The sequence below is a fragment of the Eubacterium limosum genome (genome assembly GCF_000807675.2).
Classification (GTDB): domain Bacteria; phylum Bacillota; class Clostridia; order Eubacteriales; family Eubacteriaceae; genus Eubacterium; species Eubacterium limosum.
On sequence record NZ_CP019962.1, the window covers coordinates 2,686,589 to 2,711,991 of the forward strand.

Consider the following 25,403-nt stretch of genomic DNA (forward strand, 5'->3'; position numbering starts at 1 on the left):
GGTCCGCTTTTATTATAGCATTGTTCAAATTATTTTTCCTGAGACTTTTTAGCCTGTTTTTTCGCTTTTTTGTGCAGTTTTCGAATTTTTTTCGTGTGCAGCATTGCTTCACGGTACAGATTCAGGGAATCAGGATCATCCTTGGAGATCATGTTTGGGAAAGCGTTGATGATACGGCTGTGTGAATAGCGGCGGAAGGCGGCCTTTTCAGACAGTCGGCCTGTAAACTCTTCAACATGCTTTTGAACATCGTCTTTGGCTGTTTCGAGAAGTTCATGCTGTGCATATCGGACATCTGTAATCTTTTGAGTGAGCTGTCCTTTTGTCTCCACGCCTTTTTCTTTAAGGTCATTGGTGACACTGGTTGCCAGTTCGGATACGCGGTTAAGCTTGTTCTTGAAGTTGAGAGTTTCCAGTGTAGAGGTAACCAGATCGGCAATCATAAGTACAGCAAAAGAGGTCGCCAGGACTTCAAGCCAAAAGGGTGAAAAACGCGAGATGATACGCTCCACAAATGGGTGGACAAGATACATCAGAGTAAGCGCCATAACACCGAAGAGCAGCGAATTTCTGAGACAGACACGGCCATTGATGTTAAATTTGCGATTTGAATAGTCCCACCATTTTGCATGGAACAGCTTTTCCATCGCCCAGCTCGTAATGTATTCCAGAACAGAGGTTGAGACGACACCTACGAAAAATACACTGACAGGATCGTTAATATATGGCCCTAAAATAGAAACAATAATGATTGCACCAACCCCATAGATCGGACAGTATGGACCATTTAAAAAACCTCTGTTAATAAACTTTTTCTTTGGGATAGAGCAAAATACGACTTCACAGCACCATCCAATAACAGCGTAAAGAAAAAAGTATGTGAAAAGCAGGCATAAGTTATAGTACATTTGGTTTTCCTTTCTATAAAAGTTATTCCCTAGTATTATACCATAATTTTATAAGCGCTAACACCAGCAGTCTTTCAAGATTTACTCAAGAATAAAATACTGGGAATTTTAAGCGAGACCAGCTATAATGAGGAAAAGAGAAAAAGGAGATGAAAAAGATGATCATGAATTTTGGCTCTTTAAATATTGATTATGTCTATTCCATGGAAAAAATTGTGAGTCCGGGTGAGACACTATCTTCAAAGGACCGCTCGGTTTTTCCGGGAGGAAAGGGTCTTAACCAGTCTGTCGCTTTGGCGCGCGCCGGGGCTGAGGTACGGCATGCCGGATTCGCCGGAATCGAGGACGCTCAGTTTCTGGTCGATATTATGGAAGAGAGCGGTGTAGAGATCGGGCTGCTGCAGAGAGTTCCAGAGACAAACGGACATGCGGTTATTCAGGTAGATGAGCATGGCGAGAACTGTATTATACTGTATCGGGGAACCAATGGTATGCCGGACAGTGCTTATGTCGAGAAGATTGGAAAGACACTTTGCGAGGGTGATCTGGTTCTGTTTCAAAACGAGACGAGTGCCATTGCGGAAATGATGCGGACTGCAAAAGAGAAGGGAGCTAGAATTGCTCTGAATCCTTCTCCAATGGATAATGACTGCCTGAATTTGCCGCTGGAGCTGGTGGATATTTTTCTGCTCAATGAGATTGAGGGAGCGGCGCTGACAGGAGAAAAAGCGCCGGATAAAATCCTCTCAGGGTTACGTGAACGGTTCCCAAAAGCAAAAATTGTTTTAACTCTGGGAAGTGAAGGTGCGATGTTTTCTGATTCGAGTAAAAGTTTTTTGCAACCTGTGGTAGAATGCGAAAAAGTGGTGGATACGACCGGTGCGGGAGACACGTTTACTGGCTACTATCTGGCTGGAATTGAAGCGGGAATGAGTGATGAAGAGGCAATTTACAGAGCGACAACAGCCTCCTCCATTTGTATTACGCGAATGGGCGCTGCACCGTCAATTCCTTTAAAAGAAGAAGTCGATACGAAAGCAGGTATACACTGAAATGACGTATACCGATTATAAGATAACAAAAAAGACCCACTGAAGGGTCTTTTTTATGCTTCTACAATTTCAATCCACAACCCTTTCTGTTCCGGGGTCAGATTGAGGTTTTCCAATGTTGTGGGTTCAGGAAGCGGCTTTTCCAGAATAAAACATTCGTTTATCCATTTTCCCAGAACCTCGGCGGCAATATCGAAAGCCTTTGAAAGGTCGGCCGCTTTTATGGGAATCCCATCAACGCCAAGATCTGGAAAGCCAAAGGTAATATTATCCTCACTTTTAAGTGTAAAAACAGCGGGGTAGGCATAGGTTAGCTTTTCTGTATTATCCAATGAATCGGTTCCTTTCTTTTAGGTAGTAGCGGCAAGAGGCTCTGCTCGCGGAATAAAGATCGTATTGCTGCTGTTGCTTTCGGCAGGCATACGCTGTTTGAGTCCAGCGGACTTATTGTCAATCATCTCGATATCCTTTCTGAGCACATCCAGCACGAGTTTGCAGTCATCCAGAGCGCGGTGGTTCTGCATATCACAGTCCGCCGCCCTTTGGAGTGCAATCTGATTGATGTCTTCCACTAATCCCATATGGATTTTTTGGGCACAACAGAATTTGCAATCTAGGTCGATGCCAGTGGAGTCAATGGATTTTCTCAGCAGTACGGAATCATAGTCAATTCCCCAGGACATAAGCGTTTTTCCGGCGATCAGATCACGCAGATCACGCATTACCTGGTGGATAGAGGGCTTATCCATGACCATCTGATTGGTAATCCCGGTAAGTGAGCTGATGCGCCAGTTGATTTTGTGGCTGGGTTTCACCAGGCTGTTATACACGGTGGTACCCTTGCAGTCGATGACGGCAATTTCAATAAGCTCATCCGGGCATTGGACCGCCTCAGTATCAAAAATAAAATATTCGGAGGGCCCTTTCAGATCCTCGCGGATACGTTTGAGATGAGTCTTGGCATAACGCTTGTTTTCCGCGATGCGGTGTCTTCGCATTTCTTCATGCATTCGCTGGCGTTCCTCATAGGCCAGAATAATGGGGGTCAGCTCAGTTTTGCTGGCATTTAGCTCTTTAGCAATAGCCTCATTGCTTAAGCCTTGGCGCCTGAGCGTATTATACCATTTTTTCAGAAAGGAATTGAGCTTGTCGTAGGGATAATGCATTTCTCTTGCGATTTGCTTATTTGAATATTGTCTTTGACGAAGCTCTTTGTACTTTAAAAGCTCAAGCTCCTGTTTTTCCTGTCGTTTTCTTTTGATTTCGGCGTCACGTCTTTTTTTGAGCTCTTTAAAAACCGGATGAACGGGGGTAATATTGCCCTGATTAATCCACATTTCAAAAAGTTCAAAAAGCTTTTTTTCGCTGATGTTCATAACTTTAAGAATATGAGGAAGAGGTTTTGTCTGAACTTTTTTAAATTGGCATAGCATAGATTTCATGATAAATGTCCTTAAGTATCAATTAGCAGTCTTTTTTAATTAAAAAGCAGATATCAGAGGTATCGAGAAGGTTTAGAAGTCTGTCTGCTTTTTTTAAATTCTTTTCAATAATATTTGTGTCAACACCTGCAAGACGTACGGTTATGGTTGCCAGGAAGTTGATAAAGTCCTTTGATTTTAAAGGGTCCAGCGTTTCAAAACAGTCTTTCAAAAGATATTTCCTCGCGCCATATTCAGCGATCATCAGCTTTTGAAACACTTCTTTCTGGATGTGCAGGTCAAACTCCGAAATAACAGCCATCATGGATTCACGCACAAACTGGTGTGTTTCCTTTAAAACCAGATCCTTCGTGAGAAGGAGTTCATAGAGGATTTTATTGGCTGGATCTTCAAAAATTTTGATATAAAAAATATGATTGAACAAAATATGCTTTTGAAGATGGTTTTCCAGCTGCGCTGCAAGCTGCTCCTCAACCATTTCGTTGATCGCGAGTATAAATTCGTGGTAAATACTGCCAACCAGAGCCTCTTTTTTATAATAGTAATTAACCAGTCCAACTGGAATTTCGGCCTTTTCAGCGATCATCGCAATGGTCGTCTGGCGGTAGCCGTGTCTATAAAAAAGCTCCTTTGCGGTCTGTAAAATTTTCTTCTTTGTTTCAATGCCATTTTTATATTGTGCCATAGTATCCTCGATTTTAAACTATTTTAATTATTATAACATAATTGTTTACAAACCGCACGATTTAAAGGATGAAAATGCTATTTTGTAAAAAAAATAAATTTAAGATAAAAGGCTTGACAAAAAAATGGTTGAGGTATATCATATTGAATATAAAATTGAATATATTATTTTATATTCAAAAATATGGAGGGGAAATTATGAGTGATGCGAACGTTATGAAGTTGTATGAAGAAAGAGAAAAGCGCTACATTCAGGCGGTCAGTCTTGAGCAGCCAGACAGGGTACCCCATGAGACAAGATTTGGCGAATACTGGGCCATTGATTACGCTGGGTATCCGATTAAGGGTTCGACTGTCAATCCTAAAATCATGGGTGAGGCCATGGAAAAACTGGCCCAGGATTTTGCCACAGATACAGCGCCATTTTTGTTTTCGAGAAATCCTTTGTTTTACAAATCATTACAATCACAGAGCTTTAATGAGGGGAAAACAGGCATTATGCAGCACCCTGAGGTATGCTGTATGAAAACAGAGGAATACGACGAATTGATTGCAGATCCTTTTAAATGTATTGTCAATAGGATACTGCCAAGAGTTTACGAAGCTTTAGATCCGGCCAATGGAAGCAGCAGCGTTTCGCTGGTACGGGCCATGAATATTCAGAATGATATGAATACGCCGATTTTGATGGAAGCAGCCCGGGTGAGCCAAAAATATGGACTGCCTTTGACAGGCGGAGGACTTGTCGAGGCACCGATGGATTATATTGCTGATATGATCCGCGGATTTTCTGCTATGACCATGGATATCCGGAGACAGCCTGAGAAGGTGGCAGCAGCTGCAGAAGCGGTTATGCCTTTGATGGACCGGCTGGCAGCACAGCTCCCGGCAGTCCCGGGCAAGCTGGTGAGTATGCCGCTCCATATGCCTGTATTTATGAGGGAAAAGGACTTTGCGAAGCTATGGTGGCCAAGCTTTAAAGCGTTGGTGGAGCGGATGGCGGCAAGAGGACAGTATATGCGCATTTATTTTGAGGGGGATTGGACGCGTTACTACGACTATCTGCAGGATTTACCGAAGGGCCGTATCCTTGGTGTTTTTGAATACATGGATCATCAGCTGGCCAAGGACAAGCTTGGAAAGGTGATGTGCATTACCGGTGGTTACGATGTATCACTCCTGCAGTACGGAACAAAGCAGGCGGTTATCGATGCGGCCAAAAAGCAAATGGATATCCTGGCACCCGGCGGAGGCTATATTTTCACGGTTTCCAAGGGCATTACCTATCCCAATGACGGAACACCTGAAAATGTTAAGGCATTGTACGAATTTGTGGAAGAATACGGAAAATATTAGGAGGTCAATCATGAATCAGGAAGTAAACTATCTGGCGAGCTGGGAAGAATACTGTGAGGCCAATGGTCTGCATTATGAGGAAAACGCTTATCTGGAGCCATACTGGCAGGCGACGCAGGAAAAACTGTTCGGATTTATCATCAAGCTTTTGATATGAAAAGATATGGGAGAGAGGGAGCGAAAAAATAATGAATGATACAAGAGGAAAACTAGGAAATTTTGTGAAATTTTCCTATGGCTTTGCAGATGTTGGATTCCAGATGATGGTAACCCTGTCAAATTCCTATCTGCTGATCTTTTTTACCGACGTAGCTGGTATTTCGGCGGTAACGGCAGGGATTATAATGACCGTAGGGCGGATTATAGACACCATCAGTGTTCCTATTTTGGGACCGTTTATTGAAAAAAGCCATTTGCCCTGGGGCAAGTACCGGTCGTGGCTGTTTATCGGTGCGATATGTATATTTATCACCAACGCAATTTTATTTGTTAATCTGAGCTTTTTGCCGCAGGCGGCATTGATTGCAGTAGGAGCCATTGTATACGCGGTCTTCTGTATTTCAACGAATGTGGCCTACATTGGCTATACCTCCATGAACTCATCCTTAACCGATGATCCCAAGGAAAAGGTGCAGCTTTCCACCTTCCGCGGCCAGGGAGCTGCCATTGGTAAAATTATTGCCGGCTGGACGCTGATTCCGATGATTTATTTCTTCGGCGGCGCGGACGCTTATACCGAGCAGGGATTCCTGCTGACTGCTATTTTAGTGGGCCTGATGATCGTCTTTACCTATCTGACCCTTTTCTTTGCAACCAAAGACCGTAAAGTAATGAGCAGCAAGGAAGAAATCAAAGACGCTAAAAATAATGGGCCTTCCGTAAAGGATATGCTTAAGCAGATTGTGACAACACGGCCGCTGCTGTTGCTGTTCCTGACCGACGTTACCCGGATTCTGGCAAGCCTTTTGGTATTTTCGATGTTCCCATACTTCTTTAAATATGTGGTCAACGATCCGGCCAAGGTTGCTGTATTCTTTGGTTCTGTTAATATTCTTTTGTTCATCGGGGCGACGCTGGTTCCATTTATCACCAAAAAGCTCAGCAAGAGAACGACCTATATGTGCGGCAACATTGTGATGGCGGTATGTTTTGTGTTAATGTTTCTAAACAGCGGAAACCCGACACTGATTACGATTTTGGCATCCATTGGGTACTTGGGTTATTCCCTTGGGAATGTTGTGAATACAGCCATGTACGCAGACATTGTTGACTTTGGTGAGTATAGAACCGGTAAGAACGCCAGAGCGGCAATCTTTAGCGTATTCCAGCTGTCCATTAAGGTTGCAGCTGTCTTTTCAACCAGCATCGCTGCCTTCGGGCTGGCATCAACCGGTTTTCAGGCCGGGGTTGAACCAACAGCCCAGGTGGTGAGCGGCATTAACATGATCTCTATGCTGCTGCCGGCAGGATTACTCCTTGTTGGTGTTGTATTTTTGTTTTTCTACAATATCAATGAAAAGGAACTGCCAGAAATGCGTGAAGAGATTATGAACCGGAAAAATTAAGTTCGGGTGGAACAGAGGGAGACAAATGGAGAATAATTTACAGAAAATGATAGAGGAACGAAATCAGCTTTATATGGATGTGCGCGCAGGTAAAATACCAAAGCGCGTACCCATCAACCTGAACATGGATGGCGCGGCGGCCCTGGAATACGCCGGTTATGATCTTAAGACACAACAGTATGATATAAAATATCTGATCGACGCCATGGAAAAAGCAGCGCAGGATTTTGAGAGTGATAATCTCGGCGTAACAGCAGTCCGTTTTGCCCATTTTTATAAAATTTTAGGGGCAAAACATTTTGTGATGGGGACAGATGGTTTTTTACAGCACCCTGAGATTGCAGCCATGGAACCCAAAGAATACGATGCCCTGACCGCGGAACCCTATAAATTTTTATGGGACAGCGTTATTCCCAGACTTTATACCGAGCTGGATAAGCCCTGGCCTTTGTCCTCGGCAGCGCTGGCAAAGGGCTTCCATACCTTTTACAGCACTATGGGGCAGGTTGGGGCAGCGAAAAATGAGTTGTGCCTGAAATATGGGAAGTCAAATCTGGGAGGAGCCTTTGCCCAGACTGACGCTCCCTTTGATTTTATCGCTGACCTGTTGAGATCTTTCACGGGCATGATGATGGATATCCGGCGTGTGCCGGACAAGGTGGAAGCTGCCTGTGAAGCGATTCTGCCGTTGATGATCAAGGCTGGCGCCAAGGGAACGCCGGAAAAGGCAGGGGGCTGTATGATTCCGCTGCACATGGCACCTTATATGAAGGAAAAGGATTTTGAACGCTTTTATTGGCCGACCTTTAAAAAGCTTGTGGAAGAGCTGGTAAAAACAAATACGAATGTCTCGATTTTCCTCGAGCATGACTTCACACGCTTCCTTGATTATATTCGTGAGCTGCCCGCAGGCTGCCAGCTGATGGCTGAGTTTGGAGATCCGAAGGCCTTTAAGGAAAAATTGGGAGACAAGTTCATACTGACTGGTTTCTATCCGCTGGCAATGCTGAAGACAGGAACACTGGATGAAATTCAGGACAAGGCAAAGGAAATCATTGACATTTTGGCACCCGGAGGGCGTTATATCTTCAGCCTGGATAAATCCATTCTCAGAGTCAGCGATGTGGAAATTGATAAATATCAGGCACTGCTGCGTTTTGTGAAAGAATACGCGGTTTATTAGGAGGCAGGAATGGAGATTAAATCAGAGTATTACAATAATTTAGACGAAAACATGGAAAAGTATGGTATTGCGGAAGAAGATATTCCCATGGCGGAGGATACCTTCCAGGGGCTGGAGGAGCAGATGTTCAGCTTTGCAATGTTTATGCTGATGTAAAATGAAAATAAGCCTATCCCATTGAAGATTGGGTTTGTAGACTGTCAAAGAAGTGGAGAAGCCCGAGACTGCGCCTTTTATCCAGATAAGAAAAAAGATCCAGGCGCTGTGGTAAACAGCCAGGAATCGTGCCGCTTTACAGGAATGTCCGGACACTGGCGTCGTAAAGCAACAACTTTAGTGAAGAAGATATAGGCGCGGGCGTAGTGTCCGCAGGATGATTTTTTCTTCCTTAGGTAAAAAGCTTCGTCTCTCAATTTTTTTGATATTCTAAGCCTGCTCCCATTGTGGGGCAGGCTTATTTTTTATGGTAGGAAGGACGGATATAGCCTAATTTTATGCCCTTTGTCACCGCCTCAAGCGAGGAGGAGACATCGAGCTTGTCAAAAATATGCTGAATATGGTTTGAAATTGTGCGTTCACTTGAAAAAAGCATCTCGGCGATGGCCTTGCGCTTATACCCTTCCGATAAAAGCTGTAAAATTTTCGTTTCTGTTGCGGTCAGTTCTTCGATATATTCATTTGCCCTGGGAAAGACAAGAACGCCTTTGTTAATCTGAATCAGGCTTTCAAGCAGCCTGTCAGGCTCAAGATTTTTGTTTAAAAAACCACAGGCTCCCAGCTTTTCGGCGGCATGGCGGTAAACCGGGAGGTCGTAGCCGGTCAGGAAGACAAGCTTTAGGCCGGGAAATTCCTTTTTAAGCCCGGAAGCAAGCGCAATACCGTCTTCATCACTGACTGTGTCGAGATTGATATCGAGGAGAAGGATATCCGGATGAAGCCAGCGAATATGCGCGGCAGCCTCTGATGGGTTCAGGAGTGTCGTGAACCTCTCGATTTCAGGCGCATCCGCCAAAACAATTTCAAGACTTTTGGCAAAAAGAGCGTGGTCATCGATCAATAAAATGTTCATAAGAAGTATCTCCTTTCATGGGGAGGGTCACAGAAGCACAGAGCCCGGAAGGTTCATTGGGCGCAATATTCAGATCGCCTCCGGCTGCTGTGAGGGTTTCCGAAACAGATACAAGGCCCTTATGCCTGAAAAGGTCGGAAGGTAAGGAGGTGAAGCCAGTTCCATTGTCGAGGACAGACAGGTGGATACAACAGTCCTTCACAGACAGGCAGACCTTGATTTCTGACGCGTCGGAATGCTTAAAGGCGTTATTCGCCAGCTCTTTTATTAAACGGAAAACGATGCGGTTATAAGGCTCGATGAGAAAGAGATCATCGGGGCAGTCCAGACGGACCTGCACCTTTTTTAAGGAATAAGTTTCCGCAACGCCTTCCAGCAGCTTTTCAAAATTTTCTCTCAGAGTCATTGAGCTTAGAAGCGTTGGTGAGTAAGCCTGCATTTCATCACGGATAGAGGTGTTCAGCTGATTTAAGGTGCGGATGATTAGGACTCTGATCTCTGGGCAGTCTGCCTTTGCAGCCAGGTTTTTCACAGATAGAAGATCCTGCAGAACCGCATCGTGCAGATAGTCTGAAAACTCTTTTTTCAGAGCTTCCTCACGGTTAAGCCAGGTGAGGGGATCACTGTAGAGAGCACCACCCTTATTGGCTGAAATCTTAAAAGTTTGATACGCAGCGCCAAAATAGTAAAGCAGAATAAACCAAAGGGCTGTGTGCAGCAAAATAAAAACCGCAATAACAGGAAGGGCGAGGAACCAGCCAAGCGCGGATAAGACAGCCGCACCGCAAAGAGTAATGGGCGATAAAAGGAAAGAGACTGCGGGATGGCCGCTAGCAGAGGTGTTCTGCCGGCTGGTTTTTAAAATTCTGTGAACGCTGATAAACGGCAGGCCGATGAGAACGTAAAGGCCGGTGTTGGACAGAAAGACAGGGCTGTACCGGAAGACGAGGCTGTACAGAACAGCGGGAAGGAGAATCAGCAGCAGGGAAATCAGCAGACTGCGCCCTTCCTGTCTGAAAAAGTACAGGCTTCTTTTTTTATTGGCCAGAAGGATTACGCCAAAGGAGGCAATGTTTACCAGACACTGAACACCCAGAAGCAGATTAAACAGGTAAGGACTGGGAAAGCTCACCAGTGTCATCAGTGTGAGTATCAGTTGAAGGTACAAAGCAAGTTTCCTGCCTGAGTAGAGAGACGCCTGAAAAATAAAGCTCAGGAAAAAGCGGGAGAGTACCAGAGGCAGGGTTGCGTAGAGCAGAAGGCCAAGTCCCGAAAAAACTGGGAGCTCCAGCCGCAGGAAGAGCATGCACCAGGATACAAAGACCAGCACCAGGGTGTAATGTTTTAAAAAGGAATTGGAGCGGTAGTTTTGAAGCTGGATAAAAGCTGCGCCAAAGTCTGTCAGCAAAATGACCGTCAGAGGCATCACCGCTTCCACTCCAAAATCCAGATGAAGCCAAAATTCGCAGCACAAAAAGACAGTCAGGAGCAATTGATGGAGGATAATCAGCAGCAGAGAGTGAAGATATTGGCTTTTCATGGCGTTCTCCTTTTTGTGATAGTTTTATTATAGCATAATCAGGCCTTGTCGGCGATTCTGCAGCAGGCATATTGTGTGATGATATAGTACAGCGCAAAAACGAGCAGGTACAAAACGTAGGACAGCATAAAAGGCGGCAGCAGAGCAGCGCTGCTGATGATTTGCGGCATGAGGGCATTGTAGCACTGCAGGGCAAAGAAGCTGTGTAAGCCGCCGAGAATACAGGGAATGCTGAAAAGAATCAGGTTCTGTTTTGCAATGATGCGGTGCAGGGCTTTATTTTGGCAGCCCAGCTTTTTTAAGATCTCAAAATCCTTTATGTCATAGCTGGTATCCGAGACGCTTTTGAAATAGAGGATACAGCCCATGGCAATAAAAAATATGAACGCGCCAAAGGCGGTTAAGAGCAGGTTTGGACTGCTGGCAATCAGAAATTCATCCCTCTTAAGGCAGGCGCTTGCGAAACGGTAGTCATCCTCGAAAAGCGGTGAGAGGGCTTCGGCTGTGGCGGAGTCCTCTGACAGGCTGCTCCCAAAAATACTGACCACTGAGGTCGCTTCAAGGTTCGATTGCACTAACGCGGCATAGAGGGTGTCTGAAATAACCAGTGTTCCAACGCCTTCGTTGGCAAAGCCGGTAGCGTTGTTCAGAGTGGTCTCTACGATATAAACACGCTGCGATGTTCCGTCTGGCAATGCGAGGTCATAGGTGGCTCCAGCAGACAGGCTGCTGTCACTCAGATAGCGCACGAGGATCGCTTCATTTTGTGTGAGAGACGGTGCGGCAGCTTTTTTCATGGCGGACATTCTCTGATTGTAGTCGGTCTCGCTCATAATGGCGAAATGCGGGCCATTGTTTTTTCTGGTGTACTCAAAATCTGGAAGTTCAGATGAGTTGGAAGCAGCGATCAGCAGGTTCGTTTCAATGACCTGATAATCCTCCACGGGGTGATGGCGCTGGATAAGGCTGAGGGCCTCCTGCATTTTTTCTGGATTATCGCCAGGAAATTCAAGGGCGGCGGGGGTGATTCTGGAAAGGCCCTGCTCCGAAAAGGAATAGGTACAGAGCGTGGAGCCGAGGATACCAAGGGTTGCGGCAGAGAGGAGGGTGAGCAGGATAAGTATCCGCGCGTTGCTGCGGATGCGGTGGACAAACTTTGGTAAAACTATGATGGTATCCGGCCTATAAAACATTTTTTTATGTCTGCGGATGCTTTGGATGCCAAAGGGCAGAAAGGAGTGAATAAAGAATATTGTTCCAGTGGTTACCAGAAGAAAGGTCAGCCCAGCCATGGGCAGAAATCCAACGGTGACCCAGAGGGATCGGATACCTGCGGTAATGTTAAAAGCCAGGCAGTAGCCTGAAACCAGAAATGCCAGCCCAAGAACAGCCGAAGCAGGATGAAGCTTTAAGGGCTTTTCACTTTTCTTCTCAAGTTTTACTATGGACAAGACGCTGACCTTTTTTAAAAAAAAGCCATTGGACAGGAGAAGAAAAATCAGAGCGGCAGAGACAAACAGGATCGTTTGAGATAATGCAGCTGGATTAAAAAGTGGAATTTCGGACAGATTAATTTTTAATTTCAGGAGAACTGTCAACAGAAGAATCACGCCTCTATGTAAAAAACTGCCGATGATCAAGCCTGAAAGCAGGGCAACAGAAATGATCAGAAGATTTTCAAAAAAAAGAAGCACCATTATTTTTGTTTTTCGAAAGCCAAGCAGGGCGTAAATACCCAGCTCTCCCATTCGCCGTTTTGTGAAGAAGCTGTTGGAATAGGCCATATAGAACAGGACAAAAGCCATGAGGATCACAGAGACCACACTCGTCATTGTCTCAACCCGTCCGTCCTCAGATATTTTTTCCATGACTAAGGTATTCATGGAAAAAGCCTTAAAGCAGCTGTAAACTGCGAGAACAAGGGTGACAGAAAGAAAATACAGCAGGTAGAAGCGATAATTTTTTTTAAGGTTTTTATAGGCAAGGTCAAAAAGTTTCATAAAAGCCTCCTACTGGTCTAAACTTGAAACAGCGTTTAGAATCTGCGTATAGAAACGGGAAGATGTCTCTTCTTTTCGGTGCAGCGCTTTAGTGATGCGTCCATCCTTAAAAATGAGGATGCGGCTTGCAAAGCTTGCGGCATAGGCGTCATGGGTTACCATGAGGATGGTGGTCTTCAGCTCGGCATTTACCGCGCTGAGCTTTTTCAGGAGGGCAGCCGCTGAGGCGGAATCCAGTGCTCCGGTGGGCTCGTCGGCGAAGAGGACGTCGGGGTTTTTCACCAAGGCTCTTGCTGCAGCGGTCCTCTGGCGCTGTCCACCGGAGAGCTGGGCGGGGTATTTGCCCAAAAGGGAAGCGATGCCAAAACGCTCTGCCAGCTTTTGAACCGTTGTGTCAATTTTGTGGGCCGGAGCGCCGATCAGCGTAAGCGGTACGGCGATGTTTTCCTGTACTGTCAGACTGTCGAGCAGAAAATATTCCTGAAAGATAAACCCAAGGTGGTCACGCCGGAAATCTGCTGCGGCATTGTCGTTGAGCCCTTGTATATTCATCCCGCCGAGGGTGATGCTCCCTTCTGTGGGTGAATCAATGGTGGACAGGACATTGAGCAGGGTGGTTTTCCCGGAGCCGGAGGCGCCCATAATCCCTACAAATTCACCGGAGGCTACTTTGAACGAAACACGATCCAGAGCCGGACATTGGTTTTTGTCATAATATTTGGTCAGATTTTGTGCATTCAGTAAAACGGACATGATTTTGTTCTCCTTGTTTTTATTAAGCTTGCCTTTAGTATACGGAAGGCAGAAAAATAATGAGTGAGTAAAAAGCGCATAATTTTGTTTGTATAAAGGGTTAAAGAGGTTTAAAATAAAGGTGTAATTGAGTTTTGAGGTTTACAATTTAAAAATAATTGAACGGACGGAGGATTAGAATGAAAGATACAATTGGTTTTATTGGATGCGGTAATATGGCTCAGGCCATGATCGGCGGCGTGGTGAGCAGCGGTCTCTTTACAGGGGAGCACATCATCGCTTACGACCCATCGGAGTCACAGCGCCAGAAGGTGGCTGAAAAATTTGGCATTCGGACGGCCGAATCAAATATCGCTGTTGCAGGCGAAGCGGATTACCTGGTGCTGGCGGTTAAGCCTTTTGTCTATGCCGATGTTCTGCGTGAGATTGCCGGCCATACCAAAAAAGATGCGATTGTGATTGTCATTGCAGTGGGTGTGGAATTTAGTGATGTTAAAGATATTTTGGGTAAGGATACTAAGGTGATCCGGACTCAGCCAAGCACACCTGCTTTTGTCGGTGAATCGGACTCGACAGTCTGTCCGGATGAGCTAATGACAGAGCAGGATATTGAAGAGGTTATGACCATATTCAAAAGCTTTGGCAGGGTTGAGATCATAAACGAAAAGCTGATGAATGTTGTGCCTTCCATCGCGAGCTCGGCACCAGCCTACACCATGCTTCTTATCGAAGCCATGGCTGACGGCGGTGTACTGCACGGTTTCCCCAGAGATCAGGCTTATCGTCTGGCCGCCCAGTCTGTATACGGTGCGGCGAAACTGGTGCTGGAAACAGGTGAGCATCCAGCCGTTCTAAAAGACCAGATATGCACCCCCGGCGGTACCACCATCGAGGCAGTGCGGGCATTGGAGGCTTCGGGATTCCGAGACGCGGTAATCTCAGCGGTTGACGCGTGCGCGCTTAAGTCCATCAGCTTATTGAAGAAATAAACGAAAAGAGGTTTTGAGCATGGATTCTTCTTTAATTACCAAATTGAGAAGAAAACTGAATCTGGAGCAGATGACATCACTCTGTTCTGGTGAAAATAACTGGGAGACCAAGTCCTATGAGGAGCTTGGAATTCCGAAAGTGGTGATGTCAGACGGCCCTCACGGCCTGCGGGTTGAGGCTGAAAAGGAAGAGGGAAAAATTGGTGTGGGTGACAGTCTGCCTGCAACCTGCTTTCCTCCGGCTACCCTTGCGGCCTGCAGTTTTGACGAATCGCTGATCCGGGAGATGGCCTCTGCTATTGCCAGGGAAGCCCACGCGGCAGGCGTTGACCTGATTTTGGGTCCTGGGCTGAACATTAAACGTTCGCCCCTGTGCGGCCGGAATTTTGAATATTATTCAGAGGACCCGTACCTGTCCGGCCATCTGGCCAAGGCTTTTGTTGAGGGCGCCAGGAGAGAGCACACCGGCGCGACCTTAAAGCATTTTCTGGGGAATAACCAGGAAACACACCGGATGACCGTCAATGCACTTATTGATGAACGGGCCTTGCGCGAAATCTATCTAAAGGGCTTTGAGATTGCGGTTAAGGAAGCGGGGCCAATGGCGGTTATGTGCTCCTACAACAGTATAAACGGTGAATTTTTATCCCAAAACAAGCATTTTCTGACAGAAATTTTGAGAAATGAGTGGGGCTTCCAGGGGATTGTAATGACCGACTGGGGGGCTGTTTATGACCGAGTAAAGGGTGTGAAGGCAGGACTTGACCTTGAAATGCCAGGAAGCGGCGGCGTCAATGATAAAAAAATATTTGACGCCATCAAGGAAGGAAAACTTAAAAAGACAAGGCTGAATGAAATGGCAGAGCGGCTCATTGCCTTTGCCCTTGAGGCAGAGAAAAACCGACAGGCAGCCGGCACACCGGAGCCTGTGGATATTAATGAGCAGCACCTGCTGGCGCGCCGTATTGCGGCTGAGAGCATGGTTCTGCTCAAAAATGAAGATAGTCTGCTGCCCCTGGATAAGGAAAAGTTAAAAACCATTGCCGTTATCGGAAAAATGGCCTTTGACCCCAGGTATCAAGGCTCAGGAAGCTCGAAGATCAATCCTTACCGGATTGAGGCGCCCTATGACGCCATTGCGGCTGAGATGGCGGACAGGGTGAAGCTGCTGACGGCCCAGGGCTATTCAGACAGCTCTGATGAAAAGCACAGGAGAATCGTAAAAGAAGCAGCGGAAACGGCCGGAAAGGCCGATGTGGCAGTGGTGTGTGCCGGTTTGCCAGATAAGCTGGAATCCGAGGGATATGACCGCACCTCCCTTAAGTTGCCCGAAAACCAGCTGGAAATGATCCAGCGTGTCTGTGAGGAACAGCCCAACACCATCGTTGTATTATTCAACGGCGGCGTGGTAGACCTGGAATTTGAAGATCAGCCAAAGGCCGTTCTGGAAGCCTGGCTGGGCGGCCAGGCCGTAGGCGCTGCAGTTTCGGATATCCTTTTTGGCTGTGTCAATCCATCAGGGCGGCTGGCAGAGACTATTCCCATGCGTCTGGAGGATACGCCCGCCTACATCAACTTTCCAGGAACAGAGGACAGTGTCAATTATGGTGAAAGTATTTTTGTAGGATACCGCTATTATGACTATGTGAACCGGTCTGTGCGCTATCCTTTTGGCTTTGGACTCAGCTATACCACCTTTGAGTACAGTGATATGAAGGCCTCAGCGGCGGATGACGGCACAGTGATCGCCAGCTGCCGTGTTAAAAACACCGGAGAGCGCGCGGGAAAAGAAGTAGTTCAGCTGTATACTGGAAAGCTGGACGGAAAGGTCCAGCGTCCGGTTCGGGAGCTGAAGGGTTTTACTAAAATTGATCTGAAGCCCGGAGAGGAAAAGGTGGTTGTCTTTGAGCTCTCCAAAGATGATTTCACTTATTTTAATCCGACCAGAAACGCCTGGATTCAGGAGGAAGGACTATACTTGATCTCCATTGGCGCATCGAGCCGGGACATTCGTCTTGAAGCAGAGGTTGCGCTGCCGGCGCCTCCCCTTCCAAAGCTCACACGTTATTCCTATATGGATGACTTCATGGCAAATCCGAGGGGATGGCAGGTGATCGAGGTGATCATGTCGCAGTTTCAGAGTGTGACAGGGAAAACCATTGATACAGGGGACGCTTTTTTCATGACGATGCTGCACGGTACGCCGGTTTCCAAAATTGTGACCTTTACCAATGGGCTGTTGAGTGATAAAAGTGTGGATCGGATTCTGGAATTTGTCAACGGTGAGGACGACAGCGAGACCTTTGACATCCGCTGCCTTTTTGAGGGTAAGGAGGAAAAAAAGAACTGGTTCCAATCCATGCTGGAGGGCATTTTTGGTAAAAAAGAGGACAATGCTTTTTACACAGTAGACTGCTCGGTTCGTGACCTGATGGCGAATCCTGAAACAAGGGCTGTGCTGGAGAAATACTGTCCGGATGAGTACCTGAATGGCGAAATCATGGATATGATCATCAGTATGGGGGTCACCATGCGTAAGGTGCAGAAGCTGATCCCTGATGAGTACTACCCCTACAGTCTGCTTAGAACCATTGACGAAGAGCTGAGGCTGATTTCAAAAGATAACAAAGAAGAAATGTAAATTTTGCTTGACTTGAAGTGGACTCCAGGTGTTATGCTGTATAGAAAGAGACAAAACGAATTTTAATTTGGAGGTAGAAAAGCATGACCATTTCGGAAGTGGCAAAAAAATATAATCTTTCCGCGGATACGATCCGTTATTATGAACGGATCGGGCTGATACCCAGAGTAAACCGAAACGCCAGCGGGATTCGTGATTTTACAGAAAATGACTGCGGCTGGGTCGAGTTTATCAAATGCATGCGTGGGGCAGGGCTGCCCATTGAGGCCTTGATCGACTATGTTGCTCTTTTTCAGCAGGGGGACATAACTGTCGAAGCCCGCAAGACCATTCTGGTTGAGCAGCGTGATGTGCTGGTTGAGCGCATGAAAGAAATGCAGAGTACGCTGGAGCGTCTGAACCAGAAGATCGAGCATTATGAGGAAGGAATCCATGCCGCTGAAAAGCGCCTTCAAAAAAGAGAGGCCTAAAATTTAAAAGTAAAGTAAGCTAAGACAGGCGCGTGCCAAAGCGGCATGCGCCTGTTTTTGCAGTTTAGGCTTTTTTAGTTTTATTTTCAGATCATTTGGGCTATAATAAAAGGTAAAAGAAAGATAAAGAAGGTTAACCATGAAAGTTTTGACAGTTGATACGGCCACGATCGTCGCAACCGCAGCGGTAGTGGATGAAAATAAATTGATTTGCGAGACCATCGTCAATTTTCAGAAAAAGCATTCTGAAAAGCTGATGCCCGCCATCGACCATATGTTGAAGGACGCAGGTCTGACCATTCAGGATATGGACGCTTTTGGCATTGTTAACGGGCCAGGCTCCTTTACAGGGCTACGCATTGGCATGGCGACGGTCAAGGGGTTTGCCCAGGCCCTTGATAAGCCGGTGATCCCGATTTCTACGCTGGAAGCACTGGCCTATAACCTGCCCTATGCAGACGGTGTTGTCTGTCCGATCCTTGACGCCCAGCGGTCACAGGTTTATACGGGTCTGTTCCGCTTTAACGAGGAGGAGGGCATGGTGGCCGAGCTTGAGGATTCCGTCATGGACATCGAGGCTCTTATCGGAATTTTGCAAAATTATGCCGATGGCCCGATTTATCTTCTGGGAGACGGCGTTCCGCGTTTTTATGAAACGATGGTCGAGGCCCTGCCGGGAATCATTAAGGTGAAGCAGCATTTATCCATGAACCGGGCTTCATCGGCGGGAACTCTGGCGGTTGAGCGCGCACTTAAAAAGCAGTGGCAGGATTACAAAAGCGTCGAGCCGGTTTACATTCGTCCTTCCTATGCCGAAGAGCAGAAAAAATAGGATGACCGTAAAAATACGCGAGATGCAGGAGCAGGACGCTCCCCGCTTATATGAAATTGGACAGGCCTGCGGCTTAGGTTCATGGTCGCTCGAGTCCTATATCAATGAATACAATAATCCCATTGCCAAATATCTGGTGGTGGAGGCAGAGGACCAGGTGGTCGGCTTTGCGGGCATCTGGTGCGTGGTGGATGAGGCACAGGTTATGAATGTTGGTATTCTTGGAAAATACCGGCAAAACGGTCTGGGCACCTTGCTCATGGAGGCTTTGGTCAATACTGCCAGAGTCCAGGGATGCAGTTGTATGACCTTGGAGGTCAAGGAAACCAATATGGCTGCGATCTGCCTTTACAAAAAAATGGGTTTCTCAGCCACCAGTATTCGTGAGAACTATTACCCGGACCACGTGAACGGCCTTATGATGAGGAGGGGTGATCTTGGATAAAAAATCTTTAGTGACAGCGATTATCGTAGGGATCGTATTCCCTGTTTTTGTGCTTATAACCTCGATAGAGTGTGCGGTGTTTAACCGCGGTTTTTTTCTGGATCAGCTGGATAAAAATAATGTGTCCCAGACAACCGGTATTGCGTCTAAGGAGCTGCCAGCTGTGACAGACCAGATTTTTGCTTTCCTGAAAGGAGAGCGTGAGGATTTTAATATTTATGCCGAGAAGGAAAATGATCTGTATGTGCCGCTTTTCAATCAGGAAGAGCTGATTCATATGGAGGATGTGCGCGGCCTTTTAAAGGCAGCGGTGATCGTTCAGGCAGTGTGCGGTGTTCTGCTTCTGGCAGGACTCGCTCTGCTTTTTTTCTGGAACCGGGCGGCGATGGCCAAAGCAGTGTTTGGCGGCTCTGTTTTCGGTCTGGTACTGCTTCTGGCGTCCGGACTGGCAGCTGTTTTTGATTTTACGGCTGTTTTTCAGGCGGCGCACAGACTGATTTTTACCAATGACTACTGGTATCTGGACCCGAATGAAAGTGTCTTGATCAACATTGTACCTGAGCCTTATTTTATTGCTCTGGGGTTAAGAATCGTTGTTATCGCAGCGGTGGTTTACCTGATCTTCGCTGTGGGCGGCGGCTTTTTCAGCCGGCGTCTTGCCCAGAGAAAGTTTATGAAAAATTCAAAAAGAAAATTTTAGAAAGTGAGTTCTATGAAAATATTAAGTATTGAGACATCCTGTGATGAAACCTCGGTGGCAGTGGTCGAGGACGGAAGAAAAGTTCTGACCAACCGGATTTACTCACAGATTGATATTCATAAAAAATATGGCGGTGTGGTGCCTGAGATTGCATCCAGAAATCATGTGATGAAACTGCCGTATATTATCGAGGAGGCTCTTGAGGAAAGTGGACTCGGTTTTTCAGACCTTGACGCCATCGCGGTTACAAACGGCCCAGGACTGGTGGGCGCGCTGCTGATCGGCGTTTCCGAGGCTAAAGCCTTAGCCTACAGCTTGGGGCTGCCTTTAATTGGCGTCAATCACATTGAAGGGCATATCGCTGCGAATTTTATCCAGTACCCCGATTTGGTGCCGCCCTTTTTAACCCTGGTGGTGTCCGGCGGCCATAGCCATCTGGTGATGGTACGCGATTACCAGACCTTTGAAATCATCGGAAAAACAAGGGATGACGCAGCCGGAGAAGCCTACGATAAGATTTCAAGGGTTTTGGGGCTGGGATACCCCGGAGGCCCTGCCATCGACAGCGCGGCAAAGAAAGGAGATCCCCATGCGGTTGAATTCCCAAGGGTATTTTTGGAAAAGGGCAGCTATGATTTCAGCTTCAGTGGTTTGAAATCTGCGGTGCTGAATTACCTGAACAGTAAAAAGATGAAGGAAGAACCCATTGTCGTGGAAGATGTAGCAGCCTCTTTTCAGCTGGCCGTCATTGAGGTGCTGGTTGAAAAAGCCATTCATTGCGCGCTGGAGCAAAAGGTGGATAAAATATGTATGGCCGGCGGTGTTTCAGCCAACAGTCTGCTGCGGGAAATGATGCGAGAAAAAGCAAAGGAAAACGGACTCGAGCTTTATTACCCAGCACCCATATTGTGTACAGACAATGCGGCGATGATCGGCTCTATGGCTTATTATAACTATATCAGTGATGTAAAAAGCGATTTGTATTTGAATGCTGTGCCGGGACTGAAAATCGGCACCAGATAAACCATATACAGGTGTTTTGCGATTGGTTTGATGAAAAAACACAATATATAGCGGTATGCGTCGAAATAACGTATACCGATTTTAATGTAACTGGAAAGAGGTGCATCCGATTTGAATCGAATCAGGCAATGGCTTCAGGGCGGTCCTCATAGTGAGCATAAAGGCGGTCTTGAAATTTTAAAATATATTGGCCCGGGATTGCTGGTTACGGTGGGTTTCATTGACCCAGGAAACTGGGCTTCCAATGTGGCGGCCGGCGCGGAGTATGGCTATTCGCTGCTGTGGATGGTAACACTCTCGACCATTATGCTTATTATTTTACAGCACAATGCTGCCCATCTGGGGATTGCGACAGGCTATTGCATGTCGGAGGCGGCCAGCCAGTATCTGCCCAAGTGGCTGAGCATGCCAGTTCTGTCGACCGCGGTTTTGGCCACTGTCGCCACGGTCATGGCAGAGGTGATGGGCGGTGCCATTGCGCTGGAAATGCTTTTTTCGATTCCCATAAAAATTGGCTCGGTTCTGGTAACAGCCCTGGCACTCTTTTTGCTTTTAAGCAACTCCTATAAAAAACTGGAACGCTGGATCATCGGGTTTGTGTCATTGATCGGTGTTTCTTTCTTAATCGAGATACTGATGGTCCATGTCGACTGGGGCGCTGCTGCTGTTTCCTGGGTTAAGCCCTCAACGCCGCCGGGTTCCATGCTGGTCATCATGAGTGTGCTGGGCGCGGTGGTAATGCCACACAACCTTTTCCTTCACTCTGAAATTATCCAGAGCCGCCAGTGGAACACGAAGGAAGAATCCGTCATTAAAAATCAGCTGAAATTTGAGTTTACAGATACGCTGGTTTCCATGATTATCGGATGGGCGATCAACAGCGCCATGATCTTGATGGCGGCAGCCACCTTTTATAAAGCGGGGTTTCAGGTCACAGAGCTCTCGCAGGCTGCGGATATGCTCAAGCCGCTGGTAGGTTCGGGCGCGTCGCTCCTCTTTGCTTTCGCCCTTTTGCTGGCAGGAATCAGCTCATCCGTCACCGCTGGAATGGCGGGTGGTACCATTGTTGCGGGGATGTTCAAGGAGCCCTACGATATTCATGACCGTCACAGTCAGCTGGGGATCATTGGCATCTTTCTGGCATCGCTGGTCATTATCTTCTTTATTACCGACCCTTTTATGGGGCTGGTCTACAGCCAGATGCTTTTGTCCATACAGCTGCCCATCACAATTTTCCTGCAAATTTATCTGACTACCTCCCGGAAAATCATGGGAAAATTTGCCAATGGCAAAATTGACTTTACAATCCTGCTGATTGTCGGACTGCTGGTTACAGCGCTTAATATTATGTTGCTGGTGAGCAGTTTTTAGTGGGGGTTGGATCTTAAAACGCAATAAACCAGAATATGTAGCGGTATACGTTGTTTTGACGTATACCTTTTTTATTATTGACTAGCTACTTTCAATCAATACCGATTGAGAGCAGCTTTTCCATGTTTATGGCAGGAGCGATCTGGGAATAAAACTGGTGGTCTTCAGGCGGCCATGGTGTAGTCTGGGGTTTCATGGATAATGGAGAACAAGATTATGCTAGCTCTAATGGTATTTCTTGGATGATTTTTGCCGAACTTATTAAGATAAAGATAAAGATACAGATTTAAAATATGAAAAAATTAAAGTAGAGTTGTTTTTTAGCAGACTTATAATCAGATGATGTGGTTGTAATAATACTGATCCAGAAAAATTATCAGAATTGTCTGAAAGCTCTTTTGAGAGGACATTTCCAAAAAACATTAAGTAATCCTGAAAAAAGTCATTAAATTTATTAAAAAGGTCTTGCAAATTTTGAGAGAATGGTTTAATATAATGTTAGCACTCGGAGGTAATGAGTGCTAACAAGAAGAAAATAATAAAAATTATAAATCATTAAAAATGGAGGAATCAAAAATGAGTTTAAAACCATTGGGAGACAAGGTTGTAATCAAAGTTAAAGAAGAAGAAGTAACGACTTCTAGCGGTATTGTGTTACCAGGTTCTGCACAGGAAAAACCACAGCAGGGAACCGTTGTCGCTGTAGGCTCCGGTGAAATCGTTGATGGCAAAAAAGTGCCGCTGGATGTAAAGGAAGGCGATGAAGTTATCTATTCTAAATACGCTGGCTCTGAAGTAAAAGTCGGTGAAGAAGAATTCTTGATTTTGAAACAGTCTGACATCTTAGCAATTGTTGGATAATTCAGAAAACTACATTTAATAGATTATAAATTTTCAGGAGGAAGATTAAAATGGCAAAAGATATTAAATTCAGTGCAGACGCCAGAGAATCACTGATTGCTGGCGTAGATAAATTGGCAGACGCTGTCAAAGTAACCTTAGGACCAAAAGGAAGAAACGTTATCTTAGCAAAGAGCTACGGTGCTCCAACCATTACAAACGATGGTGTTACCATTGCTAAAGAAATTGAACTGGAAGACGCTTTTGAAAACATGGGCGCTCAGCTGGTTAAAGAAGTTGCTACCAAAACAAACGATGTAGCTGGTGATGGTACTACTACCGCTACCTTATTAGCTCAGGCTATCGTAAGAGAAGGTAACAGAAACGTTGTAGCTGGCGCGAATCCGATGGTTCTGAAAAAAGGGATCGAAAAGGCTGTGGAAGTTGTTGTTGATGAACTGAAAGCCAACAGCAAACCAGTAGAAACCAGAGAAGCAAAAGCTCAGGTTGCCTCTATTTCTGCCGCTGATACCGAAATCGGTGATTTAATTGCAGAAGCCATGACTAAAGTCGGTGACGATGGTGTTATCACGGTTGAAGAAGGCAAGGGCATGGGTACTGAACTGGAATTTACAGAAGGTATGCAGTTTGACAGAGGATACTTATCTGGTTACATGGTAACCGATACTGAAAAAATGGTTGCAGAATTAGACAACCCGTATATCTTAATTACAGACAAGAAAATCACAAATATCCAGGAATTACTCCCAGTGCTGGAACAGATTGTACAGCAGGGTGCTAAGCTCTTAATCATTGCTGAAGATGTTGAAGGCGAAGCTTTAACAACCTTAGTACTGAACAAATTAAGAGGAACCTTCAATTGTGTCGCTGTTAAAGCTCCTGGCTTCGGTGACAGAAGAAAAGCCATGTTACAGGATATCGCTGCTTTAACAGGCGGTCAGGTAATCTCAGAAGAAGTTGGCCTGGAACTGAAAAATGCCGACATGTCTATGTTAGGACGCGCGCGTCAGGTTAAGGTTGACAAGGACAATACCATTGTTGTTGACGGCCAGGGCGACCGTGCGGTTGTTGAAGAAAGAGTTGCTCAGATCAAGGCTCAGATCCCTGAAACCACATCTGATTACGACAAAGAAAAATTACAGGAACGTCTGGCTAAACTGGCTGGCGGTGTAGCTGTAATTCAGGTTGGCGCTGCTACCGAAGTAGAACTGAAAGAACGCAAATACCGCATCGAGGACGCATTAAACGCGACAAGAGCTGGTGTTGAAGAAGGTATGGTACCTGGTGGTGGATCTGCATTCATCGAAACCTTAGACAAGGTAGACGCTTTAATTGAAACACTGGAAGGCGACGAAAAAATCGGTGCGACAATCATCCGCCGTGCTATTGAAGAACCAGTTCGTCAGATTGCTGAAAACGCTGGTCTTGAAGGCTCTGTTATCGTCAATGAACTGCGTAACAAAGACGCTGGCGTTGGCTTCAATGCCGCTACAGGCGAATTCGTCAACATGATCGAAGCTGGCATCATCGACCCGACCAAGGTAACCCGTACAGCGATCCAGAATGCAGCCAGCATCTGCGCTATGTTCTTAACCACCGAAGTTGCTGTTGCCGATTTACCGGAAGAAGCAGCTCCTGCAATGCCACCAATGGGCGGCGGCGGAATGCCAATGATGTAATAGAAGCCAATATAAATAAAATGATATGATTTTATAACAGGCAGGATATTAAGTGAAAGCTTAATATCCTGCTTTTTTTAGTTTTCAAAGAGGGCTTTTTTATGTATAATGACTCTATTGGAGCTTAGGTAGGAGAGAGCAAAATGTATAATTTATTGATTGTAGACGACGATGCTTCGATACTGGAAGTAACGCGGATTTATTTTACAGGCCGCGGCTATAAGGTTTATACGTCTCAGAACGCAGAGGAGTGTTTGAAAACCGCAGCACACATGCCTCTGGATTGTATTGTGCTGGATGTGGCGCTGCCGGATATGGACGGCTTTGAGGTGTGTGAAGCAGTAAAAAAGAGGACGAATGTCCCAATTATTTTTGTGTCAAATTATGCGGAGGAGGACAAGCGGATCAGCGGTTTTGTTTCCGGAGGCGATGACTATGTCATCAAACCTTTTAGCCTGAGAGAGCTTGAACTGCGTATTTGCGCACGTATACGCCAGCAGGAGGGAAAGACTAATTGCGGTAAAACCCTGGATTTTGGAAAGCTGAGCATCAACGAAGCGGCAAGGAGCGTGGCCTATAAGGATGATATTATTTCTTTAACCGCGGCAGAATTTGACATTCTTCTTTTTTTGGCAAACCATGAAAATCAAGTGTTTTCCCAGAAGGATATTTTTGAAAAGGTGTGGAAACTGCCAGATTTGGGAAACGCGCATACCGTTCAGGTACACGTAGCACAGATCAGGAGAAAGCTCAATTCTTTCTCCGAGGAACATCAGTACATCCAGACAGTTTGGGGAAAAGGTTATAAATTTGTTGCAGATAAAAAAGCTGAGGCATAGA

25 protein-coding genes are annotated in these 25,403 nt (G+C 46.1%); 17 read left to right on the plus strand and 8 right to left on the minus strand.

The genetic code is table 11. The features are described from left to right. Positions 1–29 precede the first annotated feature (29 nt). Positions 30–908: a putative ABC transporter permease gene (locus B2M23_RS12650; RefSeq protein WP_038354067.1), complete on the minus strand. Its 879-nt coding sequence runs from the start codon at positions 906–908 to the stop codon at positions 30–32. A gap of 149 nt (positions 909–1,057) precedes the next feature. Here B2M23_RS12650 and B2M23_RS12655 point away from each other — a divergent pair, with 149 nt between their 5' ends. Continuing rightward, on the plus strand, positions 1,058–1,960 hold the full coding sequence (locus B2M23_RS12655) for a ribokinase (RefSeq protein ID WP_052237482.1): 903 nt from the start codon (positions 1,058–1,060) through the stop codon (positions 1,958–1,960). 53 nt (positions 1,961–2,013) lie between these two features. Here the strand turns inward: B2M23_RS12655 and B2M23_RS12660 are convergent, their stop codons facing one another. The 3 genes from B2M23_RS12660 to B2M23_RS12670 are packed head-to-tail and all read right to left on the minus strand — an operon-like array spanning position 2,014 to position 4,087. Then, positions 2,014–2,292, minus strand: coding sequence for a type II toxin-antitoxin system HicB family antitoxin (locus tag B2M23_RS12660; protein ID WP_038354066.1), 279 nt, complete (start codon positions 2,290–2,292; stop codon positions 2,014–2,016). Positions 2,293–2,310: 18 nt separating this feature from the next. Continuing rightward, positions 2,311–3,402, minus strand: coding sequence for a 3'-5' exonuclease (locus B2M23_RS12665; protein WP_038354065.1), 1,092 nt, complete (start codon positions 3,400–3,402; stop codon positions 2,311–2,313). A gap of 22 nt (positions 3,403–3,424) precedes the next feature. Beyond that, positions 3,425–4,087, minus strand: a complete 663-nt coding sequence (locus B2M23_RS12670; protein ID WP_052237481.1) for a TetR/AcrR family transcriptional regulator — start codon at positions 4,085–4,087, stop codon at positions 3,425–3,427. A gap of 197 nt (positions 4,088–4,284) precedes the next feature. On the opposite strand from B2M23_RS12670, the gene B2M23_RS12675 reads away from it, so the two are divergent. The 5 genes from B2M23_RS12675 to B2M23_RS21250 are packed head-to-tail and all read left to right on the plus strand — an operon-like array spanning position 4,285 to position 8,346. Continuing rightward, positions 4,285–5,442, plus strand: coding sequence for a uroporphyrinogen decarboxylase family protein (locus B2M23_RS12675; RefSeq protein WP_038354064.1), 1,158 nt, complete (start codon positions 4,285–4,287; stop codon positions 5,440–5,442). 10 nt (positions 5,443–5,452) lie between these two features. Further along, the gene (locus tag B2M23_RS21245) at positions 5,453–5,599 is read left to right on the plus strand and encodes a hypothetical protein (protein WP_167617900.1); all 147 of its coding nucleotides are present in this window, start codon (positions 5,453–5,455) and stop codon (positions 5,597–5,599) included. A gap of 31 nt (positions 5,600–5,630) precedes the next feature. Next, a complete protein-coding gene (locus B2M23_RS12680; RefSeq protein WP_038354063.1) occupies positions 5,631–7,007 on the plus strand; it encodes an MFS transporter in 1,377 nt (458 codons plus the stop codon). A gap of 25 nt (positions 7,008–7,032) precedes the next feature. After that, positions 7,033–8,190, plus strand: coding sequence for a uroporphyrinogen decarboxylase family protein (locus tag B2M23_RS12685; RefSeq protein WP_038354062.1), 1,158 nt, complete (start codon positions 7,033–7,035; stop codon positions 8,188–8,190). Between the two features lie 9 nt (positions 8,191–8,199). Next, positions 8,200–8,346 carry a hypothetical protein gene (locus tag B2M23_RS21250; protein ID WP_167617902.1) on the plus strand — a complete coding sequence of 49 codons (147 nt, stop codon included), beginning with the start codon at positions 8,200–8,202 and terminating at the stop codon, positions 8,344–8,346. 298 nt (positions 8,347–8,644) lie between these two features. On the opposite strand, the gene B2M23_RS12690 is transcribed toward B2M23_RS21250, so the two are convergent. Genes B2M23_RS12690 through B2M23_RS12705 form a run of 4 tightly spaced genes read right to left on the minus strand, consistent with a single transcriptional unit; the run spans position 8,645 to position 13,552 of the window. After that, positions 8,645–9,259, minus strand: coding sequence for a response regulator transcription factor (locus tag B2M23_RS12690; RefSeq protein ID WP_038354061.1), 615 nt, complete (start codon positions 9,257–9,259; stop codon positions 8,645–8,647). Beyond that, the gene (locus B2M23_RS12695; protein WP_038354060.1) at positions 9,237–10,799 is read right to left on the minus strand and encodes an ATP-binding protein; all 1,563 of its coding nucleotides are present in this window, start codon (positions 10,797–10,799) and stop codon (positions 9,237–9,239) included. The genes B2M23_RS12690 and B2M23_RS12695 overlap by 23 nt, the downstream gene beginning before the upstream one ends. Before the next feature lie 38 nt (positions 10,800–10,837). Beyond that, the gene (locus B2M23_RS12700) at positions 10,838–12,799 is read right to left on the minus strand and encodes an FtsX-like permease family protein (protein ID WP_038354059.1); all 1,962 of its coding nucleotides are present in this window, start codon (positions 12,797–12,799) and stop codon (positions 10,838–10,840) included. Between the two features lie 9 nt (positions 12,800–12,808). After that, the gene (locus B2M23_RS12705) at positions 12,809–13,552 is read right to left on the minus strand and encodes an ABC transporter ATP-binding protein (protein WP_038354058.1); all 744 of its coding nucleotides are present in this window, start codon (positions 13,550–13,552) and stop codon (positions 12,809–12,811) included. Between the two features lie 179 nt (positions 13,553–13,731). Here B2M23_RS12705 and proC point away from each other — a divergent pair, with 179 nt between their 5' ends. From proC to B2M23_RS12760, 11 genes are all read left to right on the plus strand, one after another. Continuing rightward, a complete protein-coding gene (gene proC / locus B2M23_RS12710; protein ID WP_038354057.1) occupies positions 13,732–14,541 on the plus strand; it encodes a pyrroline-5-carboxylate reductase in 810 nt (269 codons plus the stop codon). Positions 14,542–14,560: 19 nt separating this feature from the next. Next, positions 14,561–17,182, plus strand: coding sequence for a glycoside hydrolase family 3 C-terminal domain-containing protein (locus B2M23_RS12715; RefSeq protein ID WP_052237480.1), 2,622 nt, complete (start codon positions 14,561–14,563; stop codon positions 17,180–17,182). An 83-nt stretch (positions 17,183–17,265) separates the two neighbouring features. Next, positions 17,266–17,652, plus strand: a complete 387-nt coding sequence (locus B2M23_RS12720) for a MerR family transcriptional regulator (protein WP_038354056.1) — start codon at positions 17,266–17,268, stop codon at positions 17,650–17,652. A gap of 139 nt (positions 17,653–17,791) precedes the next feature. Further along, complete coding sequence (gene tsaB / locus B2M23_RS12725; RefSeq protein WP_038354055.1) at positions 17,792–18,484, plus strand: tRNA (adenosine(37)-N6)-threonylcarbamoyltransferase complex dimerization subunit type 1 TsaB; 693 nt, start codon at positions 17,792–17,794, stop codon at positions 18,482–18,484. A 1-nt stretch (position 18,485) separates the two neighbouring features. Then, on the plus strand, positions 18,486–18,929 hold the full coding sequence (gene rimI / locus B2M23_RS12730; protein WP_038354054.1) for a ribosomal protein S18-alanine N-acetyltransferase: 444 nt from the start codon (positions 18,486–18,488) through the stop codon (positions 18,927–18,929). Beyond that, positions 18,922–19,629, plus strand: a complete 708-nt coding sequence (locus B2M23_RS12735) for a TIGR01906 family membrane protein (protein ID WP_038354053.1) — start codon at positions 18,922–18,924, stop codon at positions 19,627–19,629. Before rimI ends, B2M23_RS12735 begins: the two co-directional genes overlap by 8 nt. Before the next feature lie 12 nt (positions 19,630–19,641). Further along, a complete protein-coding gene (gene tsaD / locus B2M23_RS12740; RefSeq protein ID WP_038354052.1) occupies positions 19,642–20,652 on the plus strand; it encodes a tRNA (adenosine(37)-N6)-threonylcarbamoyltransferase complex transferase subunit TsaD in 1,011 nt (336 codons plus the stop codon). A 111-nt stretch (positions 20,653–20,763) separates the two neighbouring features. After that, entirely contained in the window at positions 20,764–22,023 is a 1,260-nt protein-coding gene (locus B2M23_RS12745; RefSeq protein WP_038354051.1) for an Nramp family divalent metal transporter, read from the plus strand. A 576-nt stretch (positions 22,024–22,599) separates the two neighbouring features. Beyond that, positions 22,600–22,884: a co-chaperone GroES gene (gene groES / locus B2M23_RS12750; protein WP_038354050.1), complete on the plus strand. Its 285-nt coding sequence runs from the start codon at positions 22,600–22,602 to the stop codon at positions 22,882–22,884. Positions 22,885–22,934: 50 nt separating this feature from the next. Beyond that, the gene (gene groL / locus B2M23_RS12755) at positions 22,935–24,563 is read left to right on the plus strand and encodes a chaperonin GroEL (RefSeq protein ID WP_038354049.1); all 1,629 of its coding nucleotides are present in this window, start codon (positions 22,935–22,937) and stop codon (positions 24,561–24,563) included. A gap of 143 nt (positions 24,564–24,706) precedes the next feature. Further along, on the plus strand, positions 24,707–25,402 hold the full coding sequence (locus B2M23_RS12760; RefSeq protein ID WP_038354048.1) for a response regulator transcription factor: 696 nt from the start codon (positions 24,707–24,709) through the stop codon (positions 25,400–25,402). The last annotated feature ends 1 nt before the right edge of the window (position 25,403 follow it).